Genomic DNA, 25,527 nt, shown 5'->3' with positions numbered 1-25,527 from the left:
GCGGAGAAGACGCGGTCAGGCATCCGCACGGAGATCGGACCGCGGCGAAGCCGGCGCTGCGGAAATCGGCAGGGTGAACCAGAAGCGCGCGCCGCCATGCGTGGCGCTGCCCTCCGCGCCGATCCGGCCTCCATGTGCTTCGACGATCGACCGACAGATGGGCAGCCCCATGCCCATGCCGCTCTCCTTGGTCGTGAAGAAGCTTTCGAAGAGCCGGCCGACATGTTCGGCAGCGATGCCGGGACCGTTGTCCTCCACGGAGCAGCACAGCGTGGCCGCGTCCTGCGTGACCGTGCTGATGACGATCCTGCGATCGTCATATCCGGCTTGCGTCATCGCCTGCACTGCGTTGATGGCGAGATTGACGATCACCTGTTGCAGCTGGGTGCGATCACCGAACACCTGCGGCTCGCTCGGGTCAGGTCGATGAAGAATCGCTACGTTGCGGGATTCCATCTCGTGCCGCAGGAACAGAAGCGCTTCGCGAATGATCTCGTCAAACGACAGGGATTCCTGCTCGGGGGCTTTCCGCGAGGCCATTCGGTGAACGCGCGCAACGATGTTCGCGGCGCGCTGGGTGTCCACGACGATGTGTTCGATGGTCTTGCGAATCTCGGCGATGTCGGGTGTCGGCCTGTTCAGCCACCGCAGCCCGGCGGCGCCGTTGGTGGCAATGGCGGCCAGGGGCTGATTGACTTCGTGGGCGATCGAGGCGGTGAGCTCGCCGAGCATCGAGACCCGCGCGGCATGCGCGAACTCGGCCTGCACCTGCTGGAGCTTCTGCTGCGCGCGAATACGCTGCGAGATGTCGATGGTGCCGACCAGGCTGACTTCGAGATCATTGATGGGGCCGACGCGCGCGGTCGTGAAGAGAACGTCGACGACGCGGCCGTCCCACGTGACCATTCTGGTCTCTTCCTCGAAATTGGTCTCGCCGCGATAACGGGATTCCATGGCCCGCCGGAACGTATCGGGTCGCTCCTTCCAGCTCTCGGCCATGGAACGTCCGACATAGCCCTCGACGCCTCCTCCGAACATCTGGATGGCTCGTTCATTGGCCTCCTGAAACGAGAGTGCATCCATGCAGGTCCGCAGAAACTCGGGATGGCTGTCGAAATAGGCGCCGAGATCCTTGACGCCCTCGGCGCGCAACTTTCGAAACAGTGCGACCAGCCTGCTGGCGTCGAGCTGCCGGAATGCGATCGGCATCCGGCTGAACAAATGGCGGTAGCGCAGCTCGCTCCGCTCCAGCTCGGTATGGGCCTTCTTCAGGGCCGTGATATCCATGATCGCGCCGACGAGCGTCAGCGAAGCGGCCAGAAAAGCGGCGAAAGCGATCGCCGTGAAATTGTCGCCAAGCAGTGAGCAGGCGAAGGACAGCAGGGTCAAAACAAGGCTACCCCAAGCCCACAGCAGAATCCGATCCTGTATTGTCTGGATCGGCAGCAAACGGCGCCACCATCGCTGGGGCTGTACGGAGTTAGAGCCATCCACGCGTTCGAGCGTCATGCGGAAGGTCTACCGCGACGCCGAAGAGTGGTCTTTTGCGTTCTCGCATGCGCTTTGTCAAAACGCACGAAGCCGCTGCCGAGCTACGTGCGACTTTAGGCTATCTCGGCCACGGATCTGGTGACTCCGAACCGCCGCTCGAACTCGGCGAGATCGACGACACCGCGTCGGTGCGTGCCATCGCCGATCTTGCGGTCGCCGTCCCAGGCCTCGACCTCGAACAGGACGCTTCTAGGCTCGATCGCGATGACCCGCGCGACCGCGCGCACCGTACGGCCGACCGGCGTTGCCGCCAGATGGCGGATGCTGACCATCATTCCGACGCTGACATGGCCTGCCGGCAGGAACGGCTGAACCGCCGATCCGGCCGCCATTTCCATGTGCAGGATCATCATCGGCGTGCCGTAGACTTCCGGCATGCCCGGCACCACATGGCCGACGGTCATCTCGCTCGTGACGGTCACCAGCTTTTCCGCCGTCATGCCGGTCGTCACCTTCTCAAGCGGATTCATGGCTCAATTCCGTCTCCGCCTCGGTCTTGGATGGGGTGGAAGTCCCGGCCCGCGGCTTGCGTCCGGTGAGCCAGTTGCTGAGCCGGTCGAGATAGAGATAGACGACGGGCGTGGTGTAGAGCGTCAGGATCTGCGACAGCATCAAGCCGCCGACGATCGTATAGCCGAGCGGCTGGCGCAGCTCCGCGCCGGTGCCGGAACCGATCATCAGCGGCACGCCGCCGAGCAGCGCCGCCATCGTCGTCATCAGGATCGGGCGGAAGCGCAGCGTGCAGGCCTGGTAGATCGCCTCTTCCGGGCTGAGCCCATGCTGGCGCTCCACCTCGAGGGCGAAGTCGACCAGCATGATGCCGTTCTTCTTCACAATGCCGATCAAGAGGATGATGCCGATGATCGCGATGACGCTGAGATCCATGTGGACCGCCAGCAGCAGCAGCAACGCGCCGATGCCAGCCGACGGCAGCGTCGACAGGATCGTAATGGGGTGGATCAGGCTCTCATAGAGAACGCCGAGGATGATGTAGATCACGATCAGCGCCGCCCCGATCAGCAGCGGTGTGCCCGACAGGGAGGACTGGAACGCCTGCGCGTTGCCCTGGAACGAGGTCGATAGCGAGGCGGGCTTGCCGGTGTCCTTCTCGATCTTCTGGATCGCCGTCACCGCATCGCCCAGCGCCACGCCCGGCCGCAGGTTGAACGAGATCGTCACCGAGGGAAACAGGCTCTGGTGATTGATCAGGATCGGTGCGGGCTTGATGACGCTGTGAACCAGCGTGCTGAGCGGGACTTGCTGGCCGGAGGCCGAGTTCAGGTAGATGTCCTTGAGCGCTTCGGGCCCGTACTGGAAGCGCGGATCGACCTCCATCACGACGTGGTACTGGTTCAGCGAGGTGAACATGGTGGAGACGATGCGTTGGCCGAAGGCGTCGTCGAGCGTGTTGTCGATCGTCGTGGGCAGGATGCCGAAACTGGAGGCGACTTCGCGATCGACGGTGACCTCCAGCCGCGGACCGGCATTGGCTTGGTCGCTCGCGACGTCGGTGATGGCGTCGAGCGCGCGGAGCTTCTCCAGGAAGATCGCCGACCAGTGCGTGAGCTCGTTGGAATCGGCATCCGTCAGCGTGTACTGATACTGCGTCTTCGACAGGCGGGCGCCGATGGTGATGTCCTGCGCGGCCTGCATGTAGAGCCTGATGCCCTGGATGTGGGCGAGCTGGGGGCCCAGGCGGTTGATGATCTGGTCGGCACTCGCCGTGCGCTCCGGCTTGGGCTTCAGGACGATGAAGATGCGCCCCTGGTTGAGCGTTGCCGTCGGGCCGCCGGGGCCGATATAGCTTGCCACCGATTGAATTGCCGGATCCTTCAATAGGATGTTGACAATCGCCTGCTGCCGTTCGGACATCGCGGGGAAGGAGATGTCCTGTGCGGCCTCGGTGATGCCGACGATCTGTCCGGTGTCCTGCTGCGGGAAGAAGCCCTTCGGAATGATCACGTAGAGATAGCCGGTCAGCGCGATGGTCGAGAGCATCACCAGCAGTGTCACGAAGCGATGGCGCAGCACGACGCGCAGGCCTCGCGCGTAGAGCGCGAGCAGCGCATCGAAGCCGCGTTCGAAGACGAGATAGAGCTTGCCGTGCTTCCTCCGTGAATCGTCCTTCAGGAGCCGCGCGCACATCATCGGCGTCAGGGTGAGCGAGATGACCAGCGACAGCAGCAGCGAGGCAGTGATCGTGACGGCGAATTCCTGGAACAGCTTGCCGACATAGCCGCCCATCAGGAACAGCGGGATGAACACCGCGATCAGCGACAGGGTGATGGAGACGATCGTGAAGCCGATTTCGGCGGAGCCCTTGAGCGCGGCCTCCATCGGCGTCATGCCCTGCTCGAGATGGCGCACGATGTTCTCGATGACGACGACGGCATCGTCCACCACGAAGCCGACCGCGATCGACAAGGCCATCAGCGAGAGGTTGTCGAGGCTGTAGCCGAGCACATAGAGCACCGCGAATGTCCCGACCAGTGCCAGCGGAACCGTGATCGCGGGGATGACGGTGGCCCAGAAATTCCGCAGGAACAGGAATATGACCATCACCACCAGGGCGACCGTCAGCATCAGCGTGAACTGCACGTCGGAGACCGCGGCGCGGATGGTGGCGGTGCGATCGGCGGCGATCGTCACCTTGATCGCCGGCGGAACGGAGGCCTGGAGCTGCGGCAGCAGCTTCTTGATGCGGTCGACCGTCTCGATGACGTTGGCGCCAGGGACGCGCTGGACGGCGAGGATGACGGCGGGCTCCTTGCCGTACCAGCCGGCCAGGAGGTCGTTTTCGGGCCCCTCGATCGCGTTGCCGACGTCGCGTATCCGGACTGGCGAGCCGTTGCGATAGGCGATGATGAGGTCTTCGTAGGCGGAGGGCTTCAGCAACTGGTCGTTGGTGTTCAGCGTATAGGTGACGCGCGGGCTGTTCAGCGTGCCCTTCGGCAGATCGACGTTGGCGCCGGCGATCACGCTGCGGACGTCTTCGAGGCCGATGCCGCGGGCGGCAAGCGCCTGCGGATTGACGCGGACGCGGATCGCGGGCTTCTGCTGGCCGCCGATGCCGACGAGGCCTACGCCGGGAACCTGCGAAATCTTCGGCAGCAGGATGTTTTCGGCATAAGCGTCCACCGTCGTCAGCGGCAGCGAGTCCGACGTCAGCGCGATCAGCATGATCGGCGTCTCCGCCGGGTTCACCTTCCTGATCGTCGGCGGGTAGGGGATGTTCGGCGGCAGGAAAGGGCTTGCGGCATTGATCGCGGCGAGCACGTCCACCGCCGCGCTGTCCACCGTGCGTGACAGCTCGAATTGAACCGTGAGCTGGGCGACGCCGAGCGCACTGGACGAGGTAAGCTGCGTGATGCCTGGGATCTGGCTGAGCTGCTGCTCGAGCGGCGTGGCGACCGACGAGGCAATGGTGCCGGGATCGGCGCCGGGCAGCTGCGCCGAGATCTGGATCGTCGGGTAATTGACGTTCGGCAGCGCTCCGACCGGCAGCAGCGGATAGGCCGCAAGGCCGAGCAGCAGCAGGCCAGCCATCAGCAGCGCGGTTGCAATCGGTCGCAGGATGAAGGGCGCGGAGAGGTTCATGGAAGCGCGTCCTGCACGGAGCTCTGAAGGTCGGCTTCGCGCGCCGCCTTGCCATGCAACTCGCGGACGCGGCTGCCTTCCGTCAGCCGATACTGGCCGTCGACCACGACGACGTCGCCCGACTTCAGCCCTTGGTCGATCAGGGCCTGCCCGTCGCTGATCTGCGCGACGTGAACGGGACGCAAGGCCGCGGTCTGGTCGGGAGATACGACATAGACATAGCTGCCGTTCGGCCCCTGCTGCACGGCCGAGCCGGCGACAGTGAGCGCGTTCTTCTGAACCTCGAGCAACAGGCGCGCGTTGACCAGCTGTCCTGGCCACAGCCGATGCTCATGGTTCGGAAACACCGCCTTGAGCTGGACGGTGCCGGTCGTGCCCGCGATCTCGTTGTTGACCAGCAGCAGCGTGCCCTCGTCGAGCTTCATCTTGTTGTCCTGGCTGTAGGCGATGACCTTCAGCTCTCCCTTTGCGGCGTGCTGCTGGATCACCGGCAGGTCGGTCTGCGGCAGGGTGAACAGCAGCGAGATCGGCTCGATCTGCGTGACGACAACGAGCCCGTTGGGATCGGTCGGATGAATCACGTTGCCGACGTCGATCTGGCGCACGCCGGTGATGCCGGGAATCGCCGATGTCAGGCGCGTGTAGCTGAGCTGGACATTGGCCTCGTCGATCTGGGCCTGGTCCGCCTTTACGGCGGCCTTGAGCTGCGCCACCTGCGCCGTTTGCGTCTCGATCAGTTGCGGGGTCGCATAGCCCTTGTCGCCAAGCTGATTGTAGCGGGCGAGATTAGCCTCGGCGTTCGCGAGCTGGGCCTGGTCCCTGTCGCGATTGGCGGTCAGCTGCTCGATCTGGGCCTCGTAAGGGCGCGGATCGATCTGGGCGAGCAGGTCGCCGCTCTTGACCGTCTGTCCCTCGGTGAAGGCGATCTTGACGATCTGTCCCTGAATCTGGCTGCGCACGACGTCGGTGTTGTAGGCGATCACTGTGCCGATGCCGCGCAGGTAGATCGGGACGTCCTTGCCCGTGACGGTGGCGGCGACCACCGGCACGGCCGTGGGCACCGGAGCGGCCGCCACGGCTGGCTTCTTGTCGCGGCCGAAGAACCAGAGGCCTCCGCCGATCAGGATCGCGACGAGAGCAACGAGTGCAATGGTAAGAGTCCGTTTCACGGTGATGGTCCTTGTTGATCTCAGGGATTACCGGAGCCGTCCATCGACCCTGTGCTGCCCATGGACGTGGGTCCGGGCACCGGCACGAACGGACTGATTCCGGCGCCGCCGAGTTCGGTGGACCCAAGCGGAATCCCGACGCGGCCGACCGTCGATGTCGAGGGAGGCAAGGGCGACTGGGAAGCCGTGCCGTTGGCGCAGGCGAGCGACGAGCTTCCGGAGAGCCCGCCGCCGTCGAACGGGGCGCCTGACGATCCCGCATTGCCTGATGGCGCGCAGTTGGTCATGCCCTGCACAGGATTGATCGGGGATATTCCGGGCGTTACGATTTCGGTCGAGCCCAGCGGAATGCCTTCAGGCCGCGTCGCGCCGAGGTTGAGCGGCGAGGTCGCGGACATGCCGACGGAGGGCGGCGTCGTCGGCAGCGTCATTTGCGCATCTGCCGCAGCCGGGATCAGCCATATCAGGCCAGCTGCGAGCGCCGCGCGCAGATGCATCGATGCGAACCGGCGGCATCCGAACCTGTTCGATAGGGGCTGTTCTCGCATGGGCTGCTCCGGAGTCTTTCATTTGCGCGGGACGATAGGGAGCGGCCGGCGATCCGGTATTTCCTGAAAGCACGTCCCGCTGTCTCACCGCACGATCGGGAAGCATCCCCCTCATTGCGACTGCTTCTGAAGCATCAGCGTCGCCTCGGACAGCTCCCGGCGGCACCTGGCGATGTCGCTGGAGCGGCCCGCGGCACGCGCGCGATCGAGCGCATCGAGCGCGAGCCGAAGCTGCGCTCCGCTCGCGCCTTCAGCCTCCGCCAGCGATCGCGGCGTAGGCTGATGACTGCGCAGCGCACTGAGGCTTTCCGGGCCCCAGCCATGCGCGCCGGCATTCTTCTCGATGGCCGCGTCCAGCTTCGCCTGGACACGTCCGATCGAAGCCTCGCAGGACGCTGCATGAACCGGGGAGGCCGCATTCACGAGGATTATCATGGCAACTGCAATCGGGATGAGTGAATTCGATGTCATTGTCGATCCTCTCGTGTCGATGGTTGAACGTTCGTCTCGAATGACAGAGCCGATACACGCCGTCTTTCGCTTACGAACGTCAGCCGCACTGCATGCGCGCGAGGTCGTGCCATCAGAGAATCCGGACGTAGGCGGGATCGGAGCGGCGACGGATTTGCCGGCGTGCGAAGTGGCAAGCGCCGTTGTTTGCCGAAATACGCAAGGGAGCGCCGAACCTAGTGTCGCATCATTCCAATCCGGAGTGATCCCGACATGAAACACCTCAACGCTGGCCTCGCCTTTGCTGCCGCCCTCTCCCTGTTCGCGACCGTCACCCCGGCGCGCGCGGAACCCCTGAAGAACATCGTCCTGGTGCACGGCGCCTGGGTCGATGCGTCGGGCTGGAAGCCCGTCTACGAGATCCTGACCAAGGAAGGCTTCCGCGTGACGATGGTGCAGGAGCCCGAAACCTCGTTTGCCGACGACGTCACCGCGGCGAAGCGGATTCTCGATCTCCAGGACGGCCCGACGCTTCTCGTCGGTCACAGCTATGGCGGCTCGATCATCACCGAGGCCGGCGTCCATCCCAACGTCGTCGGCCTCATCTACGTCGCCGCGCATGCACCCGACGTCGGCGAGGATGAATCGGCGCTCGGCAAGAAGACGCCGAGCGTGCTCGGCAAGACCGAGGGTGTCATCAAGGTCACGCCCGACAAGTTCACCTATCTCGATCCCGTGCAATTCCCAAAGCTGTTCGCGCCCGATCTGCCGCGCGAGCGGGCCGAGTTCGTTTCGCACTCCCAGGTGCTGGCGGCGACCCAGGTGTTCAGCACGCCGCTGACCGCGGCTGCGTGGAAAACCAAGCCGAGCTGGGGCATCGTCGCCGGCAGCGACCAGATCATCAATCCGGATCTCGAACGCTGGTACTACGAGCGCGCCAAGAGCCAGACCACCGTGATCCCGGGCGCCAGCCACTCCGTCTACGAGTCCCATCCGAAGGAAGTGGCGGCCGTCATCACCCGCGCCGCGCGCAGCATCCAGCAACCGGCCACGCGCTGAAATCCTTTTCTGCCGGCCCTGACGCACGACCGGCAGAAGGAAGGCCGGCGGGAGAGACAGCACTCCCCGACCTGACTGACGAATGTTGACGCGCCAGCCCGGCGAAGGAAAGACAGTTATGACGACATGGCAGAACAACCGCGCCGCGCGCGATGTGCGCATCGCGGCCGGCGCCGGACTTGCGCGCGGCAAGGTCGTGGAGGCACGCGATGCCACACGCCTCCTGGAGGCCGTGATCAGGCCGGGCGACCGGGTTTGCCTCGAGGGTGACAACCAGAAGCAGGCTGACTTGCTCAGCCAGGCGCTTCTCGCCGTCGACCTCTCCAGGGTCAACGATCTGCACATGGTGCAGTCGGGCGTCGTTCTTCCCGAACATCTGGACCTGTTCGATCGCGGGGTCGCCAAGCGGCTCGACTATGCCTATTCCGGACCGCAATCGGCGCGCATCGCCCGCATGCTGTTCGGCGGCAAGATCGAGCTCGGCGCGGTTCACACCTATCTCGAATTGTTCGCTCGCTATTTCATCGACCTGACGCCGCAGGTCGCGTTGATCGCAGCCGTCAGCGCCGACCGCGAAGGCAATCTCTACACTGGCCCCAACACCGAGGACACGCCGACGGTGGTGGAGGCGACCGCCTTCAAGGACGGCATCGTGATCGCCCAAGTCAACGAGATCGCCGAGACGGTGCCGCGGGTCGACATCCCCTCGGACCGCGTCCACTTCATCGTCAAGTCCGACAAGCCGTTCTTCGTCGAGCCGCTGTTCACACGCGATCCGGCCGCAATCACCGAGGGACAGATCCTGACCGCGATGCTCGCGATCAAGGGCATCTATGCGCCCTATGGCGTGCAGCGGCTCAATCACGGCATCGGCTTCAGCACGGCCGCGATCGAACTCCTGCTGCCGACCTACGGCGAAAGGCTGGGACTGAAGGGGAAGATCGCGACCCACTTTGCGTTGAATCCGCATCCGGCGCTCATTCCCGCGATCGAGTCCGGCTGGGTGCGGCAGATCCACTCGTTCGGGTCGGAGGTCGGCATGGATGAGTACATCCGCGCCCGGTCCGACGTCTATTTCACCGGCCCTGACGGTTCGCTCCGTTCCAACCGCGCCTTCTGTCAGACTGCCGGTCTCTATGCCTGCGACATGTTCATCGGTTCCACGTTGCAGATCGACCTGCAAGGGAATTCCTCGACCGTCACCACGTCCCGCATCGCCGGGTTCGGCGGCGCGCCGAACATGGGCGCGGATGCCCGCGGGCGCCGTCATCCCAGCGAACCCTGGCTGAAGGCGGGAGCCGAGGCAGCCCCCGATGGTGCGGCCCTGCTGCGCCGCGGCCGCAAGCTGGTCGTGCAGATCGGGGAGACGTTCGGCGACAAGAACGTGCCGCTGTTCGTCGAGAAGCTCGACGCCATCGAGCTTGCGGAGAAGCTGAACCTCGAGCTCGCGCCGATCATGATCTATGGCGACGACGTCACGCACATCGTGACAGAGGAAGGCGTCGCCAACCTCCTGCTGTGCCGCACCGCGCGGGAGCGCGAGCAGGCCATCCGCGGCGTTGCGGGCTACACCGATGTCGGCCGTCGGCGCGACCACGGCATGGTCGCGCGCCTGCGCGAGCGCGGGGTGATCCGCCGCCCTGAGGATCTCGGCATCAATCCGCTCGATGCGGATCGCAGCCTGCTGGCGGCACGCTCGATCAAGGATTTGGTGCGCTGGTCGGGCGGCCTCTATGCGCCGCCGTCGAAATTCAGAAACTGGTGAGGACGGGCCATGGAAGATCTCAGGTTTCAGCACAGGGTTCGCACACGGGCCGGCGGCACCAGGCAGAGCGCGATCGTCGGCGTGGTCGCCTCGGGCAATCTGGAAGTCCTGGTGGAGCGCGTCCTGCCGGATGCGGAATGCGCCCTCGACATCAAGACCGCGGCCATCGGCTTCGGCGAGGTGTGGACCGCCGTGGTCGGCGATTTCGTCGAACGCTATTCGCCCGGCGGGCTGAGATTCTCGATCAACGACGGCGGCGCGCGCCCTGATACGGTCTCGCTGCGGCTGGCGCAGGCGGTGCGATTGATCGCGGAGAACGGCCAATGACCGCGCCACTCAAGGACATCACCCCGGCCGAACGCGCCCGCAGCACCAGCTTCTACGAGGCATCCGCCCGGACGCGGCTGGAGCTGCTGCTCGATGCCGGAAGCTTCGTCGAGTTCATCGGGCCGGAGCAGCGCGAGGTCAGTCCGCACCTGAAGATATTCGATCTGCCCGAGCAGTTCGACGACGGCATCGTCGTCGGTCACGGCCGGCTCGACGGCGCGCAGGTGTTCGTCGCCGCGCAGGAGGGCCGCTTCATGGGCGGCGCCTTCGGCGAGGTGCATGGCGCCAAGCTGACCGGACTGCTCCGCGCGGCACGCCAGATCGGCTCGATCCCCGTCCTGATCCTGTTCGACACCGGCGGCGTGCGGCTGCAGGAAGCCAATGCCGGCGAGCTCGCCATTGCCGAGATCATGCGCGCGGTGATGGAGGCGCGCAGCTCCGGCGTGAAGGTGATCGGCCTGATCGGCGGCAGGTCCGGATGCTACGGCGGTGGTGGCTTGATCGCGGGCTGCTGCTCCGCACTCGCCGTCTCGGAGCCGGGACGCATTGCGGTCTCAGGCCCCGAAGTCATCGAGACCAATCGCGGCGTCGAGGAGTTCGACTCGCGCGATCGTGCCCTGGTCTGGCGCACCATGGGCGGCAAGCATCGCCGCCTGCTCGGAGCCGCCGACGTCTTCGCCGCCGACAATGTGCAGGATTTTCGCGAGGCCGCGCTGGAGCTGTTGGGTCTGGTCGGACCTCTCGGCCTCGAGAGGTTGAAGGCCGAGCAGGAGCGCCTTGCCGACCGGTTGCGCCGCTACGGCGCCTGCGAGGATGCCGTCGACATCTGGACGGCGGAAGGCATCGTGCATGCCGAAACGGTTCCGGAGCTGCCGGCCGATCAATTCATTGCGCTCGCCGACAGGATTGGGAGGACCAGCCGTGACGCTCGATGACATCATCACCTCGCTCTTCCCCGACGGACATGAGGTCAGGAGCGACAAAGGCGTCCTTCTCGGCTCGGCGACGCTGCGATCCGGCGACAGCATGCTCGTTCTCGGTGTTGCGGACCGGACTGCGCTGGGCGTCGACGAGGCGCTCAGATTGTCCGGTCATGTGCTCAGGTCGATCGGCCGGGACTCTGGCCCGATCCTGGTGCTCGTCGACAGCGACAGCCAGCGCATGAGCAAGCGCGACGAGCTGCTCGGGCTGAACGAATTTCTCGCGCATCTGGCCAAGGTGTTGATCCACGCGGACATGAACGGCCGCCCGACCATCGGCCTTCTCTACGGTCACTCGGCCGCAGGCGCGCTGCTCGCAACGGGACTTGCAACGCGCGTGCTGGTCGGACTTCCGGGTGCGGACCCTGCGGTGATGGACCTGCCGTCGATGGCGAAGGTCACCAAGCTGTCGATGGAGGCGCTGGAGGAGAAGGCGAAGTCGACGCCGGTATTCGCGCCGGGCCTGTCCAATCTGGCGCAGATGGGTGCGGTCCACATGATATGGAGCAACACGACTTCGCTCGCCGATCAGCTGGAGGCGCTGCTGGCCGACATGCCGGCCGCGCGGGACGGGCGGGATACGCTCGGCAAGGTGCGCGGCGGCCGACTCAAGGCTGCCGAGATCGCGGAGCGTGTTCGTGACCTCGCCCTGCAAGCACGCTAAGCGTCCACCGGGTCGTCACGACCTCGTCTTCGTCAGTCCGGCAGGGTGGCGCGCGATTCTGGACACGCGTGGTGATCTCGCAACCGATGCGCTGGTCGCGCGCTGGCCCAAAATGCGATGGCCGACGATCAGGCGCCGCGCCTTGCCAGGCGAGGCAAACGGCCTCGCTTTGGGCCTGCCCTTGCCGCCCTCGGCCGGCAAGAAACGGATCTCCCTCCTGGTTGATATCGACCACGTCACCTCGGTCGCGCGGCCGCCGTTGCTGCGGCAGGCGCGGGCTTACGCGCCGCGCAACTGGTGGTCGACGCTCGACCGGCTCGACGGGCTGGCGCGTCGCCATGCGGTGGACGCGCGCGTCTTCGGCAGCCTGGCCTGGCAGTCGCTGACCGGGCTCGACTACGTGACCACTGGCTCCGATCTCGATGTCCTGTTCGAGTTTCGAACCGGGACCGACATCGATCGCTTCGTCGCCGATGTCGCCGCGATCGAGACCGATGCGCCGATGCGGCTTGATGGCGAGCTGATGGGTGCGGGCGGCGCTGCGGTCAACTGGCGCGAGTTTCACGGCGGTGCGACCGAGCTTCTGGTCAAGAGCATCGACAGCGTTGGGCTGCTCGGCAGGCATCAATTCATTTCGGGAGCGATGGCATCATGATCACCACAGCCGCAAGAGGCGTGGAACGGACGGCGCTGCGCCGGGCGCAGATCGCGCCCGATGTCTCCGCCATCGGTGCTGTCGCCACTGATTGCCTCGTCAAGGAGCTCGAAACCTGGCCGAAGCCGGGGCTGGTGAGCCACGTCGACAACGGCAGTCACGACGACATGGATGCGGGCACGTTTCGCCGCAGCGCCGCGGCGATCGGGCCCTATCTGCAACGTCTGGCCGATGCGGGCGCACTCGGCTGCGGCATGGGGCGGCTGCGGATCATTGGCCTGGAGGCGGAGCGCGCGATGGTCGCCGCGACCTCGGGCGTCAACACGCACCGTGGCGCGATCTTCGGGCTCGGCCTGCTGTGCGCGGCGGCCGGCGCGAAAGCCGGCGGGCTGGTCGATCCCAGGCTTCCGCTTGGCGATGTCGTGGCGCGCATGTGGGGCGACAGCATCCTCGATGGTCCGGTGCTGCTGCACAGCCATGGCAGCGCGGCCCGCCGCCGCTTTCGTGCGGCTGGTGCGCGCATCGAGGCCGCGATGGGATTTCCCAGCGTCTACCGAATTGGCTTGCCGGCCTTGCGCAGCGCTAGGTCTGTCGTGCCGCGGGATAGGGAAGCCGCCCGGGTCGAAGCGTGCTTTGCCCTCATCGCATCCGTCGAGGACACCAACCTCCTGCATCGCGGTGGGCTCGACGGCCTTCGCTTTGCGCATGACGCAGCGCGTCGCTTCATCGCTTCAGGCGGCGTCTGCGCGCCCGGCTGGCGTGCGCGGGCGCAAACGATCCACGAGAGCTTCGTCGCCCGTCGTCTCAGCCCGGGTGGATCGGCCGACCTGCTGGCGATGACGCTCTTCGTCGACGCCCATGAGGGGCTGAGCCCATGACGTCGAATGTCATACTCATGGCGCTGGTGCCGGTCTTCTTCGTTCTGCTGCTCGGGTTCGTCGCGGGCAAGGCCCGCGTCGTCGACAATGGTCACGTCGGGGGCCTCAATGCGCTTGTGATGGATTTCGCCTTGCCGGCCTCGCTGTTCGCCGCGACCGCATCAGCCCCGCGCGACCAGATCACCGATCAGGTTCCAGTCTTCCTCGTGTTCGGCCTGACCATGCTGATCATCTATCTCGCCTGGTACTGGTTCGAGCGCGAATTCTTCGAGGTGACGAGGTCCGATGCAGCGGTTCAGGCCCTGACGGTCGGTTTCCCAAATCTCGCCGGCGTCGGTCTGCCGATCCTGTCGACCGTGCTGGGGCCGGTCGGTGTCGTCCCGGTTGCCGTCGCGCTGGCAACGGGATCGATCCTCGTCAGCCCCCTGACCCTCGTGATCGCCGAGATCAGCGCCAGCAAGGTCCGTGGCACAGACGCGCCGGCGTCGCCGGTCCTGACTGCCATCCGGCGCGCGTTCGCCAAGCCGGTCGTATGGGCGCCCGCGCTCGGCGTCGTGCTCTCGTTATCCGGCCTGAATCTCGATCCACTTGTCCATGCCTGCTTTGTCCTGATCGGGAACGCGGCGGCGGGCGTTGCGCTGTTCCTGACCGGTCTCGTTCTATCGGCCCAGTCGCTACGGATCGATTGGCGGGTCGTTGCGGCGACGGGAGCTGCGGACATTCTGCGTCCGTTGCTGGCCGTCGCGATCGTCTACGGCTTTCATCTCGGTCCTGATGTTGCGAAGACGGCAATTCTGCTTGCGGCATTGCCGTCGGGCTTCTTCGGTATCCTGTTTGCGGTCAACTACCGGCTGGATTCCGCGACGGTGGGATCGATGGTCATCGCCAGCACCGGATTCAGTGTCGTGACCCTGGCGATTGCGATCGCAACGCTCTTTCCTCATTAAGCCGGGACCATGACGCTCGCGATCCTCTGCTCGGGACAAGGCAGGCAGCACCGGGAGATGTTCGCGCTCACGGGCGATGCGCCAGAGGCCGCGCATTTGTTTGCGCACGCCGCGGCGTTGCTCGGGGGCAGGGATCCGCGCGAGTTCGTGCGCGGCGAAGCCGACGAGGCCCTGCATCGCAACCGCGCCGGTCAGATTCTCTGCACCTTGCAGCCACTCGCAGCAGTGAGCGCGCTCGCAGATGTCCTTCCGCGCGGCGTCATCATTGCCGGCTATAGTGTCGGCGAGGTCGCGGCCTGGGGTGTCGGCGGCTTGTTCGATGCGACCACCGCGCTCGATCTCGTGGCGCGCCGCGCCGAGGCCATGGATTCCGCCACGCGCGCCGGCGACGGGCTGATCTTCGTCCGCGGTCTTTCGCGAGAAGAGGTCGATCGCCTTTGCGAGCGCCACGGCGCAGCGATCGCCATCGTCAATCCGGGCGATGCCTTTGTCATCGGCGGCGGCCGCGAGGCGCTGCGCGGGATTGCCGGAGACGTGCGGGCGATGCACGCCGCAAGGATCGTCGCGCTGCCGGTCGAGGTTGCCTCTCACACCAGGCGGCTCGCCGAAGCCTCGTCGGTCTTTCGTGAGGCGTTGCGCGAGACGCCGCTGATATTCCCACCGCAAGCCGGTGTGCGCATTCTGAGCGGTATCGATGCTGCTCCAGTCGTCTCGGCCGAGAGCGGCCTCGACAAGCTTGCGGCGCAGATCTCGCATACCGTGCAATGGGCCGATTGCCTGCAAGCCTGCGTCGAAGCGGGCGCGACGGGCTTTCTCGAACTCGGTCCGGGGCATGCGCTGAGCGGAATGGCTGCGGAAATCGCGCCCACGCTTCCGGCGCGCTCGCTGGATGATTTCAGAACTCTTCAGGGTGTCCGGGCCTGGGTCGCGCGCCATCTAAACGCCTAGCTGGGGCCGCGCTGTTGAAAAAAGGGGCCGTCCTTTGGGGGAGAGGACGGCCCCGAAATGCTCGCATGCCCAGGGAGGAGGGAGGCTCGAGCGGTGACTTGGGGGTCTCAGTCACCTAACACGCACAGCATCGCCGATCCCCTAACAGAAGTATTTCACGAACCCCGGCTCTTTCTCATTTCGCATGATTCACGAGAAATCGGCGGGCAGCGCGTGAGCCGCGGTCTTCGATGTCGAAGCCGGATCGGACAGCCTGAGCGAAACCGACGCGTTCCGGCTGGCGCAGCGCCAGCGCGCAGGCGTTTCACCCGTGATCCGTTTGAAGACGGTGGAGAAATGCGCTTGCGTGCAGAAGCCGACGGTCAGCGCCACCTCGGCGAGGGCGGTCTCGGAATTCGACAGCAGCGATTTCGCGCGCTCGATGCGCTGATGCAGTAGATACTCGCGCGGCCGGTACCCCGTCGCGGCGCGAAACTGGGCCGCGAAATGCATCCGGGACAGTCCCGCGACCTTCGCGAGCTCGGACAGGCTGATGCAATGGTCGAAGTGCGTGCCGACATATTCCTCGACGCGCCGCAGCCGCCATTTCGGCAGGGCATTCACTCGCGCGTGTGGCAGCTCGCGCCGGGCAAGGTGCATGGCCAGCGTCTGGCCGATGCAGCGCGCGAATTCCCGGTCGGCCGAGTGGCCGCGTTCGGTCAGCGCTTTCGCAAGCTGCTCGGCGAAGGGGTCGCGTAGCAGGATGAGGTCGTTGAGACCTTCGGCCCCAGACCGCAGAGGCGGAAAATAGCTGCTGGCGGAGACGTGGAAGTGGAGGAAATCGCAGGGCGCGCAGAACTGCGCACTGAGCTGCTGCGAGGGCGCGCCGATATACAATGTGCCCGCCGGCATGACGCCGTCGAAGATGGTGTGACGGCCTCTGGTCAGCTTGATGCGGGCCGTCTTCAAGGCGATGGCGAAGAAGTATCGGTCCGCGGGCGTCGTCGCGTCTTCGTGCCTTATGCCCGTTTGGGTGCAGGTCCAGCGCGAGATCGTGATGTCGTCGGGCGCGGTGCCGGCCCGTTGACCGGGTTGACGCCACCTCCGTTCGAGGGGAAAGGCGCGAGTCTCCTGCGGGGAGGCAGGTTCGCGGCGGCTGGGTTGATACGTCAACCGGGCGCCGGCCGCTTGCATATCAGTGAGCATCGTTCGTCCCCGTGTCCTGAATTCCGCTGCCGTCGTGACGGCTGCCGAGTGCGATTGGTCGATGCTCAAACGATAGGTGCGATATCACCGCAAGGCTCGTTAAGGATGCTTAAGCGGTATTAGATTTTGCAAATGCGAGGGGTGCGACGGCGTGTCGCAAAAAGTACAATTGAACCAAAGGGATCAGGTGGATGCGTTGTGAGGCCCGATGTCGGGGCCACACGATTCTGACGACAGGCGCAAATCTGATTCAGGGCAGGCGCGGTGACACGTCGATGCCGGGGGTGAGGCCGGGCGCGATCGTCTGTGCCGGGGGAACCGCGGGTTCGCGCGAATACGGAATCGCTTCCACCTCGGGGCGCTGCTGGGACGTGGCCTGAAGGCAGTTTGCGCGCTGCGGATGGCCCGCACCGAACAAATCCATGACGGGATCCACGAAGCTCGTTCGGAACTGGTCGAACCGGGTCTCGTGATTGCCCGCGGAAGGCTGCCGGATCGTCACGGTTGCGGTCATGCCGGAGACCAGCGGCACGTCTGGCGGCACCGTGTCGATGGCGACGCGAACCGGCACGCGCTGGGCAAGCCGCACCCAGGTGTAGATCGGATCGACATTGGGCAGGCCCTGCGTGCCGGTGGCCGCGTTCGAGACGCTGATGCCGCGCGTCACGGTCTTCACATGCCCCAGGATCGGCTTTGAATAACCGACCAGCTGCGCTTCGACGCGATCTCCGACGCAGACACGAGCCATCTTGGTTTCCTCGAAATAGCCGTCGATCCAGAAACTGTTGGAATCGATCACCGAGATGTTGCTGACGCCGGTGACGGCGTAGTCGCCTGCGCGCAGCAGGAGGTTGGTGACGTAGCCGTCGACGGGGCTGGTCACGCTGGTCCGTTTCAGGTTCAGCTCCGCCTGTGCAAGCTGGTGCACAGCCGACTCGTAGGCGGCCTTGGCCTGCGCCGCGTTGCCGGCATAGATCTGCTGCTCTTCGGGCGTCGTCGCGAGATTGGACAGATGCTGGCGGCGGTCGAACTCGGCCTGCTTCACCTCGAGGTCCGCGGCCCGTTGCTCGACCAGCGCCTTACCGACGCGAACGGCGACCTCGAAGTCGAAGGGGTCGATCACGTAGAGGATATCGTCCTTGTGGACGAACTGGTTGTCGGCCACCCGCAGCTCGACGATCTTGCCCGGAACCTGCGGCGCGACGTTGGCGACCTGGACGCGCACGCTGCCGTTCCGGGTCCACGGCGCGGTGACGTAATGCTGCCATGTCGCAACCGAGATCAAGATGGCGATGAGTGCGATGCCGAGGGTCGCCAGATGCTTTCCGGCGCCGCGCATGAGGCGGCCGAGAGCCTGGCGCAGCGGCGTTGCGGAAGGCATCGCCGGGGTCGGAGGTCTGACGATATCCGCCGCGCGATCGCTGATGTCGCGCGCCACGATGTCCGCCGCGGCCGAACCGTTTGCGGTGTCTGCAGCATCGACCGGTGCTTCGGCTGGCGGTTCGCCATGAAGCTGGGCGGCGTCCCGGGGCAGGGTGGCTTCCATGATCCTTCTCCCTAGAAGAACAGTGCGAGCAGGCCGAACATCGCCACATAGAGGCAAAGCTCGGCCAGCGACGGGTTGCTGAAGACTCTTGCGAATCCGACGAAGCGCAGCAGCGGGCGGAGCATCAGGAAGGCGAGCAGCGCAATGGCCGCATAGGAGACGACGGGAGCGATGAGCACGCCGCCGATGACGAGCTCCCGATAGGTGTTCGTCATTGCCGTTTCCCTTGGCTGGAGTCGGTCGGAGATTGTGACGGCGTGAACGCCGTACTTGCCGCCAGCAGCGCGGCTATGGCTGCATTGACGAACAGGTTGCTTCGTGCCGCCGCCCGATGCAGTGCCTTGGCCGCAGCGAAGATCGCGCCGCCGTTCCGCCGGGCGAGGGCCTCTTGCGCGGCCTGCGCTGGTCCGGCGAGCGGGCCCTGTCTCATCCGGTCCAGTTCGGCACGGCAACGCCGAAGAGCTTCGGCCTGGTCGAAGCAGCGCATCGTCGTGGTCGCGATCTGATCGTCGATTGCGGAGGAGCCGTTTGCAGTCAGAATCTGCTCGATCCGCGCGGCGTCGCGAAAGGCGGCTTCCTCCGGTGCGAGGCGACGGGCTCGCCCGCGGTCGAGGCGGTCCAGTTCGCGCCGGGCCTCTCCCAGCAGCAGCCGAACTCGCCGGTCTTCCGACAACGGAGGCAGCAGCATCTGCGCTGCGAACACGAGCACGGACGACAGGCAGGCAAAGAGGCTCGTCACGAGAAACACCTCGGGGTCGTAGCTCTGCGGATTGGTCGGCACGAGCACGGCGATGGTGAACACGAGAACGAGCCGGCCGAGGGACGACAGCATAGGGCTCGACAGCGAGATCAGCAGCGCGCAGCCGATGACGACGGGCGCGAGACCGATCGCCAGCAGCTGAAATTCGGACACGCCGTTGAAGACGAGGTATTTCAGGATGCCGGCCAGCAGGCAGGCGATCGGCATCGCCATCAGCGTCACCATCGTGAAGCTGCGCGGTGAGGGCGCCGTCGAGCTGAGGCCGAGGATCACCGCGACGAGCGAGAGGCAGAGCTCGGTGCTCGGCCAGCCTGCCAGCACGAAGAAGACTGCAATCAGCGTGAACGAGATCGCGGTCCGTGCGCCGGTCTCGGCCGCGATGCGGCGCGAGCGATAGAGCGGCGCGCGCCATGCGCGATACGGACGCGTCCCTCCATGCAGCGCGTCGAGGCTGCTGCTGACCTCTGCGTTCTTTCGGTTGATCTCGCTCTGGAGCCAGGATCGGGACATCGACGTCATCCTGGCCGCCTCCCGGCCAGGGTTGTCCGCATTCTGCGCCGGCGCGGATGTGGCGGGGAGCGCCGCGAGCATGCGGCCGAGCGAGAAGGCGCTGACGAGGTCGACCAGCGCGGAACGCGCGGCCTCGGTTCTTGCCGTGCCGATGCTCGATTCCGTCACAAGGCTGGCGATCTCCGGACGTACTGACGCGATGTCATGCAACAGGCTTGCCGCAGCCGCGGCGGAGTCACGCTCGGCACCTTGCGCGAGGGCCTTGACCCGGCGGTGCAGCGCCTCGATACGGCCTGCCAGCACCGGATGATAGTCCGGCGCGGCCAGCACCTCGTTGACCAGCGCGACCGCGAGCACCCCGATGCCGATGGCGGCGCCACGTGCGACGCCGGTCGGGAACACCTGGAGCGGCGTGTCGATCTGCTGGATGGCGATCAGGGCGACGGTGATGCAGCAGAGCGCCGCTGCATAGGCGCGATTCCCATCCAGCAATCCGGCGACATAGACGCAGAGCCCGACCCAGACGCCGAACACGGCGAGCAGGAGGCCGTCGGTCTGCGAAAACACGCCCGCGATCGCGATCGATGCCGCAACGCCGATGGCGGTTGCGAGCAGCCGGTAGCCGGCCTTCTCCATGCCCTGACCGCGTGTCGGCAGCGCGAGGACGGCAACGGTGAGGGCGGACGACGAAGGAGATTCGAGCTCGAGCCAGAAGCTCACATAGAGTGCGAGCATCATCGCCAGCCAGACTCGCAGTGCGAAGGCCCAGGAGCTCGCGGGGAAACCGGCGAAGACCAGCGGGCGCGGTGCGGCAGCACTGGTGGCGGTCACTGGCATCGTGCCTCATTCGTTTCCGGCAGCGCTGGTCGCCTGCCGATGTCGATAAAGTCGACGACGAATATGAGGTTCGCCGGGCCTGCCGGTATTTCCGGTCCACCAACCCGGTTGCCGGAATGCACGTCTGATCGGCGGGAGGAGGGCCGTCGCGCGCAAGACGCACGGATGGGCTACGGCGTCTGGCCTGCCAGCGCCTGTTCAAGGCAACGGATGATCTCGTCGCCGCTGGAAGGCTTGCCGAGATAGCAATGCGCGCCCGCCGCCATCACGCGCTGGCGCACGGACTCGCTCGGAAATGCCGTCATGAAGATGATCGGGAAGCGGCGGCCGGAGGCGATCAACTGTGCCTGGAGTTCATCGCCGGTGATGACCGGCATCTGGACGTCGGCGATCATGCATGCCGGATCGTCTTCCGGCGCCTTCTGCAAGAAGTCCACGCCGGACTCGTAGGCCTGGGCGTCGTAGCCGAGCGAACGCACCAGGCTCGCCAGCGACGTGCGAACGCCTTCGTCGTCGTCCACGATCGCAATCACCGGGGTCTTGGCCATTGGCACACAATCCTGACCGCGGTGTTCCGCAAGGAGGGCATCTCCCTTTGCGCGGCCGATGGCGCCTTATGCACCCCGGGCGGTGCCGCCGGAATTATACTCAGGTGTGATCCGTAGTCCCGCGGGTTTGGGATACCCCGAGCGCCTCGGCCTTGCGGACGAGGTCGGCCAGCGACCGGACCCCCATCTTGCGCATGACGTTCCCGCGGTGGATCTTGACCGTGATCTCGCTGAGGCCGATCAGGGCGGCGACTTGCTTGTTCATCAGGCCGGCGGTGACATGGCCCATCACCTCGCGCTCGCGCGCCGTCAGGGTCTCGTACTGGGCGCGGATGTCCTCCTTGGTCGCGGCTTCGGCGCGGTGCTGCGCGTCGCGTTCGAGCGCCGCCGTCACGGCATCGAGCATGTCCTGGTCGCGGAACGGCTTGGAGAGGAAGTCGACGGCGCCGGCCTTCATGGCGCGCACCGACATCGGAATGTCGCCATGGCCGGTCATGAAGATGATCGGATAGCTGATGCCCTGCCGGACGAGCTGGCCCTGCAGATCGAGCCCGCTCACGCCCGGAAGGCGGACGTCCAGCACGATGCAACCGGGGCCGTCGGGCAGCGAGCTGCCGAGCAGTTCGGCCGGCGAGCCGAACAGCCGCGTCTCGAGGCCGACGGATCGGAACAGGCTATCGAGTGAGGCGCGGATGCTTGCATCGTCATCGACGATGATGACGATTGCGCTGGAGGGGGGCGCCGGCGGTTGGGCCTGGTTTGGTCGAGTCATGGCAGGGCGTGTTCTTGGCTGTATGGCAATGTCAGGTGGAATGTCGCGCCCGAGCCCGGGGTGCTCGCCACCGACAATCGGCCGCCGTGAGCTTCCACCGTCGTTCGGCAGATCGCAAGCCCCATGCCCATCCCGCCATCCTTCGTCGTGAAGAACGGATCGAACAGGCGCGGCAGGTCATCGGGATGGATTCCCGGGCCGCTGTCCTGGACCGTGATGGCGAGGGTTTCACTGTCCACGATGCCGGCGCGCAGCGTGATGGTGCGGGAACCGGGCCGGCCCGACATGGCCTGGCCGGCATTGACCAGAAGATTGACCAGGACCTGTTGCAGCTGAATCCGGTCGCCGCGAACCGGTGGCAGGCCGGGCTGCGTCTCGACGACGAGGGCGACATCGTCCTTGGCGAGCTCGCGCGCGACGAGGGCCGTCGCTTCCTCGATGACCTCGCCGATCTGCAGCATGTCCTGCTGGGGCGAAGCCTTCTTCAGGAAGGTCCGGATACGGGTCACGATCTCGCTGGCGCGGCGGCCCTGGGCCACGACATGGCCGATTGTCGTCGCAACCTCCTTGAGATCGGGGACGTCGCGCCGCAGCCACCGCAAGCCGGCCTCGCCGCTGGTGACGATCGCCGCCAGCGGCTGGTTCACCTCGTGCGCAATGGACGCGCTGAGCTCGCCGAGGGTGGCGACGCGCGCAGCATGGGCAAGCTCGGCTTGCGCCGCGAGCAGCGCATCCTGAGCCTGTTTCCGCTCGGTGATGTCGACGACGAAGACGAGCACGCTATGATCCCCGTCGGGTGTGGGCGGAAAGGTGATCGTGAACAGCACGGGCACCTTGCGCCCGTCGAGGCGCACGAGCTGGGTTTCTCCTTCGTGGAACCGCTGTCCTTCCGCGAATGCGACCAGCGCGTCGAGGAAACTGCGATCGTTCTCGCCCAAAAGCTTGTCCACGTTCTCGATGAAGGCGGCAGAGCCGTTCGCCCCCGCCATCTTCTGCATGGCCGGATTGACGTCGGTGATTCTGGCCAGGTGGCGGGCATGACTGACGAAATCCGGATTTCGTGCCAGATGGTCGCGCAGATCCGCCCCTTCGGTCTGCAGCGAATCCAGCGCCGTCCGCAGTCCGCTCCAGTCTTCCTCGACGACGCCGATCCGGCTTGCGTCGAACATCCGGCGGTATCGCTGCTCGCTCTGCACCAGCGCGCTGTGCGCCGCCACGCGGTCCGTGACGTCGGTATGCGTCTCGAGCACCCCGACGGGTGTGCCGAGATGGTCATGCTGGAGGGCCCAGCGGGCATCGACGGTGAGCACGGCGCCGGCCTTGGTCCGTTGCTCCACCCTGCCTTCCCATCGCCCGGTATCGAGCAGGCTGGCTTCGATGGCTTCCCGCCGGTCGGGATAGCTGGTGCGCAGCAGCCTGTCGGCGAGTTGCCCGAGCGCCTCGTCGGCCGACCAGCCGTAGGTCTGTTCCGCGGTCTTGTTCCAGAACGTGATCACGCCGCCGCGATCCCTGACGAAGATCATGTCATGCGAGAGATTGAGCAGGCGTGCCTGTGCCGCAAGGCGCGTTGTCGCGGCGTGATTCTGCAGGACCAGCAGGGTCGTAATCCCGATCGCAGCGAGGCTCACCAGCGCGCGAAGGGTCGGCGAGGCGATCGCCTCCAGATCGTGCGACAGCAGATAGGCGGTGATGGTCAGGACGATGCAGCCGGTCGCGGCGACGATGATGTCGTTGCGCCGGTTCGTCCTCGCCGCAAGCAGGATCGCGATGACATAGAGCACCGCGACCGCGCCCTCGAGCGGCGTCAGCACGTCAATCATGAAGACCGCGAAGGCGAGGACAGCGGACCAGAACCGCAGGCCGGCGCGGCTCATGGATGAACCCGTGGGCCGATCAAGGTTCGTCATCGTCGCAGGCGGTGTTTCTTTTCATCGCAGCGGCGTTGATGCCGCGATTTGATCACGTCCACAATATATCCAGCCCGGTGATTTTCGTGCTCTCTTGGAAGACCTCGTGGGAAGTTGAATCCGGCGCGAGTTCCGACCAAGAGATTCCCCTGCAGAACAAGGCTTCCCGGTGATCTCGCCGATCGCGGACGCGTCAACTTACCGCAGGCATGCCGAACCACCGGGCTTGCACGTCCCTGGATACAGACGAGCCGTTCCGCTCGAGCTCTCGTCCGCCGCGATCATACCTACGTATGATGCGGTCAACCCGAGACCTTATCCACGCACCCGCGCGTAGAATGGAGCGCGCGGATCGCCGGACTACTCTCCTCACATCGCAATCGGTCAAGTCGGTCAGGCTTTGCCGGTGCGAACTGGGACAAGGAGGTTCGACGATGTCGCTGCAGATGTCACACCCGCAAAATGCCAAGGACCATGTCGCCGCCGTAATCGACGTCTCGTCAATCGAAACCGGACGGCTGCAGTCATCAAAGCGTCTCCGGCACTCCGGCGAGGAGGCCATGACGCTCTCCCTCGTTCACCTGGATGTTGCGCTGGCCATCGAGCCGCCTGCGCCGGACGTGCGCGGATCCGCCGACGGCGGGCCGAGCTTCAGGGTATCCGCGAAACGTCTTGCGCGCGCATCGGCAGAGTCCGATCGGGAGACGGGTGCAGAGGGGCTCACTGATCCGGTGATGCGGCGTCTCTCGGATGCACTCGCGGCCACCAGAGCCATGCAACATCCTCATTCCGCCATCCTTGTCGATGCGTTGCGTCTGGCCATTCTGACCCGCAAGGCCAGCCGGCCGACGGTGGCTGGACGAGACCAGCCCGAGCCGGCCGAAGGCGATCATGAAGGCCAGGCTTGCCGGGCGGTGCGGTCGTTGCAGAAATGGCGCCTCAAGCGCGTCATGCAATATGTCGACGACAATCTGGCCGCGAAGGTCACCTTGGAGAATCTGGCCGCCGTTGCCGGCCTGAGCCGTATGCATTTCGCCGCGCAGTTCCGGGCGGCCGTCGGCATCAGGCCGCACGACTATTTGCTGAAGCGGCGGATCGAGCGTGCCCAGGAACTGCTGCTGCGGGCCGACGCCTCGCTCGTCGACATCGCCCTGACCGTCGGGTTCCAGACGCAGGCTCATTTCACGACGGTGTTCAAACGCTTCGTGGGCGATACGCCGTATCAATGGAGGAGTGCGCATCTCGCTCAATTCCTGCCGCTGCCGCGCCCCGAGGTGAGGCCGTCATGAGCAGCGTCGGGATTCAACCCCTGTTGCTGCAACTGATTGGCATTCATTCGGCTCTGGCGCACCATGAGATCATGGGATTGTTGGAGATCGCTCGCGGCCTCGGCGCCTCCTATCGTTTCGCTTCTTCGGATCCCGGGGCAGGCGTCTTCTACGGCCGCGTCACCCTGAGTTTCTGTAAGCTCATTGCCGCCGGCATCGCGCGTTATGCATTGATGGAATCGGCGATCGAAGAAACGATCACGCAAGGCTGAAAGAGACGGAGCCCGGACCGCCGAACGATTCGTCTTCCTCATCGATGTCATGGCCGACCGGTAATCAAGATGTCCTCAGCATCCACGGGATCCGTCGATCTAGACTTCATATCGAAGGGCTTCCTCCTGCCGCCCTCGCGTTGTGGCATGCCGGCTGGAACGACTGTCTGAACGATCGACGATCGAGAGCTTCGTAGGCGTGCAGGCCGATTGTCGCGTAGAGCTCCGCCTGCGTCTGCATCTGCTCGACGACCCCATGCGTGCAGCCGTCACGCAAAATCATTGACGCCTCGCGGGGGAGGACGAAGAGGCAATTTCCTCGTCCAAGCACTTCGGCCAGCGATCGAGGAGGGCGTTCCTCTGGCGACGCGGCACCGGTGCGAT

General features: G+C 65.5%; 24 protein-coding genes. 11 read left to right on the top strand and 13 right to left on the bottom strand.

All coding sequences use genetic code 11. The annotated features are described in order from the left end of the window. Positions 1–15 precede the first annotated feature (15 nt). The 6 genes from JQ635_RS12380 to JQ635_RS12355 all read right to left on the bottom strand — a co-directional run bounded on the left by JQ635_RS12380 (position 16) and on the right by JQ635_RS12355 (position 7,336). On the bottom strand, positions 16–1,389 hold the full coding sequence (locus tag JQ635_RS12380) for a sensor histidine kinase (protein ID WP_246583474.1): 1,374 nt from the start codon (positions 1,387–1,389) through the stop codon (positions 16–18). 215 nt (positions 1,390–1,604) lie between these two features. Next, positions 1,605–2,021 carry a thioesterase family protein gene (locus JQ635_RS12375; protein ID WP_211410133.1) on the bottom strand — a complete coding sequence of 139 codons (417 nt, stop codon included), beginning with the start codon at positions 2,019–2,021 and terminating at the stop codon, positions 1,605–1,607. After that, positions 2,008–5,148: an efflux RND transporter permease subunit gene (locus JQ635_RS12370; protein WP_211410132.1), complete on the bottom strand. Its 3,141-nt coding sequence runs from the start codon at positions 5,146–5,148 to the stop codon at positions 2,008–2,010. The genes JQ635_RS12375 and JQ635_RS12370 overlap by 14 nt, the downstream gene beginning before the upstream one ends. Then, complete coding sequence (locus JQ635_RS12365; RefSeq protein ID WP_211410131.1) at positions 5,145–6,317, bottom strand: efflux RND transporter periplasmic adaptor subunit; 1,173 nt, start codon at positions 6,315–6,317, stop codon at positions 5,145–5,147. Before JQ635_RS12365 ends, JQ635_RS12370 begins: the two co-directional genes overlap by 4 nt. Positions 6,318–6,337: 20 nt before the next feature. Continuing rightward, positions 6,338–6,865 (bottom strand): hypothetical protein, encoded by a 528-nt coding sequence (locus JQ635_RS12360; RefSeq protein ID WP_211410130.1) that lies wholly within the window; start codon positions 6,863–6,865, stop codon positions 6,338–6,340. A 111-nt stretch (positions 6,866–6,976) separates the two neighbouring features. Continuing rightward, positions 6,977–7,336 (bottom strand): hypothetical protein, encoded by a 360-nt coding sequence (locus tag JQ635_RS12355; protein ID WP_246583473.1) that lies wholly within the window; start codon positions 7,334–7,336, stop codon positions 6,977–6,979. 252 nt (positions 7,337–7,588) lie between these two features. Here JQ635_RS12355 and JQ635_RS12350 point away from each other — a divergent pair, with 252 nt between their 5' ends. The 9 genes from JQ635_RS12350 (at position 7,589) to JQ635_RS12310 (ending at position 15,538) form a co-directional block, all read left to right on the top strand. Further along, positions 7,589–8,374: an alpha/beta hydrolase gene (locus tag JQ635_RS12350; RefSeq protein WP_211410129.1), complete on the top strand. Its 786-nt coding sequence runs from the start codon at positions 7,589–7,591 to the stop codon at positions 8,372–8,374. Positions 8,375–8,492: 118 nt separating this feature from the next. Beyond that, complete coding sequence (gene mdcA, locus JQ635_RS12345) at positions 8,493–10,139, top strand: malonate decarboxylase subunit alpha (protein WP_211410128.1); 1,647 nt, start codon at positions 8,493–8,495, stop codon at positions 10,137–10,139. A gap of 9 nt (positions 10,140–10,148) precedes the next feature. Continuing rightward, on the top strand, positions 10,149–10,466 hold the full coding sequence (gene mdcC, locus JQ635_RS12340; RefSeq protein ID WP_211410127.1) for a malonate decarboxylase acyl carrier protein: 318 nt from the start codon (positions 10,149–10,151) through the stop codon (positions 10,464–10,466). Further along, positions 10,463–11,401 (top strand): biotin-independent malonate decarboxylase subunit beta, encoded by a 939-nt coding sequence (locus JQ635_RS12335; protein ID WP_211410126.1) that lies wholly within the window; start codon positions 10,463–10,465, stop codon positions 11,399–11,401. The genes mdcC and JQ635_RS12335 overlap by 4 nt, the downstream gene beginning before the upstream one ends. Next, entirely contained in the window at positions 11,388–12,110 is a 723-nt protein-coding gene (gene mdcE / locus JQ635_RS12330; protein ID WP_211410125.1) for a biotin-independent malonate decarboxylase subunit gamma, read from the top strand. Before JQ635_RS12335 ends, mdcE begins: the two co-directional genes overlap by 14 nt. Further along, positions 12,085–12,765: a malonate decarboxylase holo-[acyl-carrier-protein] synthase gene (gene mdcG, locus JQ635_RS12325; RefSeq protein WP_211410124.1), complete on the top strand. Its 681-nt coding sequence runs from the start codon at positions 12,085–12,087 to the stop codon at positions 12,763–12,765. Before mdcE ends, mdcG begins: the two co-directional genes overlap by 26 nt. Next, positions 12,762–13,643, top strand: coding sequence for a triphosphoribosyl-dephospho-CoA synthase MdcB (gene mdcB / locus JQ635_RS12320; RefSeq protein WP_211410123.1), 882 nt, complete (start codon positions 12,762–12,764; stop codon positions 13,641–13,643). The genes mdcG and mdcB overlap by 4 nt, the downstream gene beginning before the upstream one ends. Continuing rightward, positions 13,640–14,590: an AEC family transporter gene (locus tag JQ635_RS12315; protein WP_211410122.1), complete on the top strand. Its 951-nt coding sequence runs from the start codon at positions 13,640–13,642 to the stop codon at positions 14,588–14,590. Before mdcB ends, JQ635_RS12315 begins: the two co-directional genes overlap by 4 nt. Before the next feature lie 9 nt (positions 14,591–14,599). Beyond that, positions 14,600–15,538, top strand: a complete 939-nt coding sequence (locus JQ635_RS12310; RefSeq protein WP_211410121.1) for an acyltransferase domain-containing protein — start codon at positions 14,600–14,602, stop codon at positions 15,536–15,538. A gap of 189 nt (positions 15,539–15,727) precedes the next feature. Here the strand turns inward: JQ635_RS12310 and JQ635_RS12305 are convergent, their stop codons facing one another. The 7 genes from JQ635_RS12305 to JQ635_RS12275 form a co-directional block, all read right to left on the bottom strand. Beyond that, positions 15,728–16,723 (bottom strand): helix-turn-helix domain-containing protein, encoded by a 996-nt coding sequence (locus JQ635_RS12305; protein ID WP_246583471.1) that lies wholly within the window; start codon positions 16,721–16,723, stop codon positions 15,728–15,730. Positions 16,724–16,973: 250 nt separating this feature from the next. Next, positions 16,974–18,269: a biotin/lipoyl-binding protein gene (locus JQ635_RS12300; RefSeq protein WP_211410120.1), complete on the bottom strand. Its 1,296-nt coding sequence runs from the start codon at positions 18,267–18,269 to the stop codon at positions 16,974–16,976. Between the two features lie 11 nt (positions 18,270–18,280). Continuing rightward, positions 18,281–18,484, bottom strand: a complete 204-nt coding sequence (locus JQ635_RS12295) for a DUF1656 domain-containing protein (RefSeq protein WP_211410119.1) — start codon at positions 18,482–18,484, stop codon at positions 18,281–18,283. Further along, positions 18,481–20,376 carry an FUSC family protein gene (locus tag JQ635_RS12290; protein WP_211410118.1) on the bottom strand — a complete coding sequence of 632 codons (1,896 nt, stop codon included), beginning with the start codon at positions 20,374–20,376 and terminating at the stop codon, positions 18,481–18,483. The genes JQ635_RS12295 and JQ635_RS12290 overlap by 4 nt, the downstream gene beginning before the upstream one ends. A gap of 170 nt (positions 20,377–20,546) precedes the next feature. After that, a complete protein-coding gene (locus JQ635_RS12285) occupies positions 20,547–20,924 on the bottom strand; it encodes a response regulator transcription factor (RefSeq protein WP_211410117.1) in 378 nt (125 codons plus the stop codon). 100 nt (positions 20,925–21,024) lie between these two features. Continuing rightward, complete coding sequence (locus JQ635_RS12280) at positions 21,025–21,696, bottom strand: response regulator transcription factor (protein WP_211410116.1); 672 nt, start codon at positions 21,694–21,696, stop codon at positions 21,025–21,027. Then, positions 21,693–23,570 carry a PAS domain-containing sensor histidine kinase gene (locus JQ635_RS12275; RefSeq protein ID WP_246583470.1) on the bottom strand — a complete coding sequence of 626 codons (1,878 nt, stop codon included), beginning with the start codon at positions 23,568–23,570 and terminating at the stop codon, positions 21,693–21,695. The genes JQ635_RS12280 and JQ635_RS12275 overlap by 4 nt, the downstream gene beginning before the upstream one ends. Positions 23,571–24,037: 467 nt before the next feature. Here JQ635_RS12275 and JQ635_RS12270 point away from each other — a divergent pair, with 467 nt between their 5' ends. Then, a complete protein-coding gene (locus JQ635_RS12270) occupies positions 24,038–24,892 on the top strand; it encodes a helix-turn-helix domain-containing protein (protein WP_211410114.1) in 855 nt (284 codons plus the stop codon). Continuing rightward, on the top strand, positions 24,889–25,143 hold the full coding sequence (locus tag JQ635_RS12265) for a hypothetical protein (RefSeq protein ID WP_211410113.1): 255 nt from the start codon (positions 24,889–24,891) through the stop codon (positions 25,141–25,143). The genes JQ635_RS12270 and JQ635_RS12265 overlap by 4 nt, the downstream gene beginning before the upstream one ends. The last annotated feature ends 384 nt before the right edge of the window (positions 25,144–25,527 follow it).

This window comes from Bradyrhizobium iriomotense (assembly GCF_018130765.1).
GTDB classification, from domain to species: domain Bacteria; phylum Pseudomonadota; class Alphaproteobacteria; order Rhizobiales; family Xanthobacteraceae; genus Bradyrhizobium; species Bradyrhizobium iriomotense_A.
This window is presented reverse-complemented; position numbering and strand designations above follow the sequence as displayed.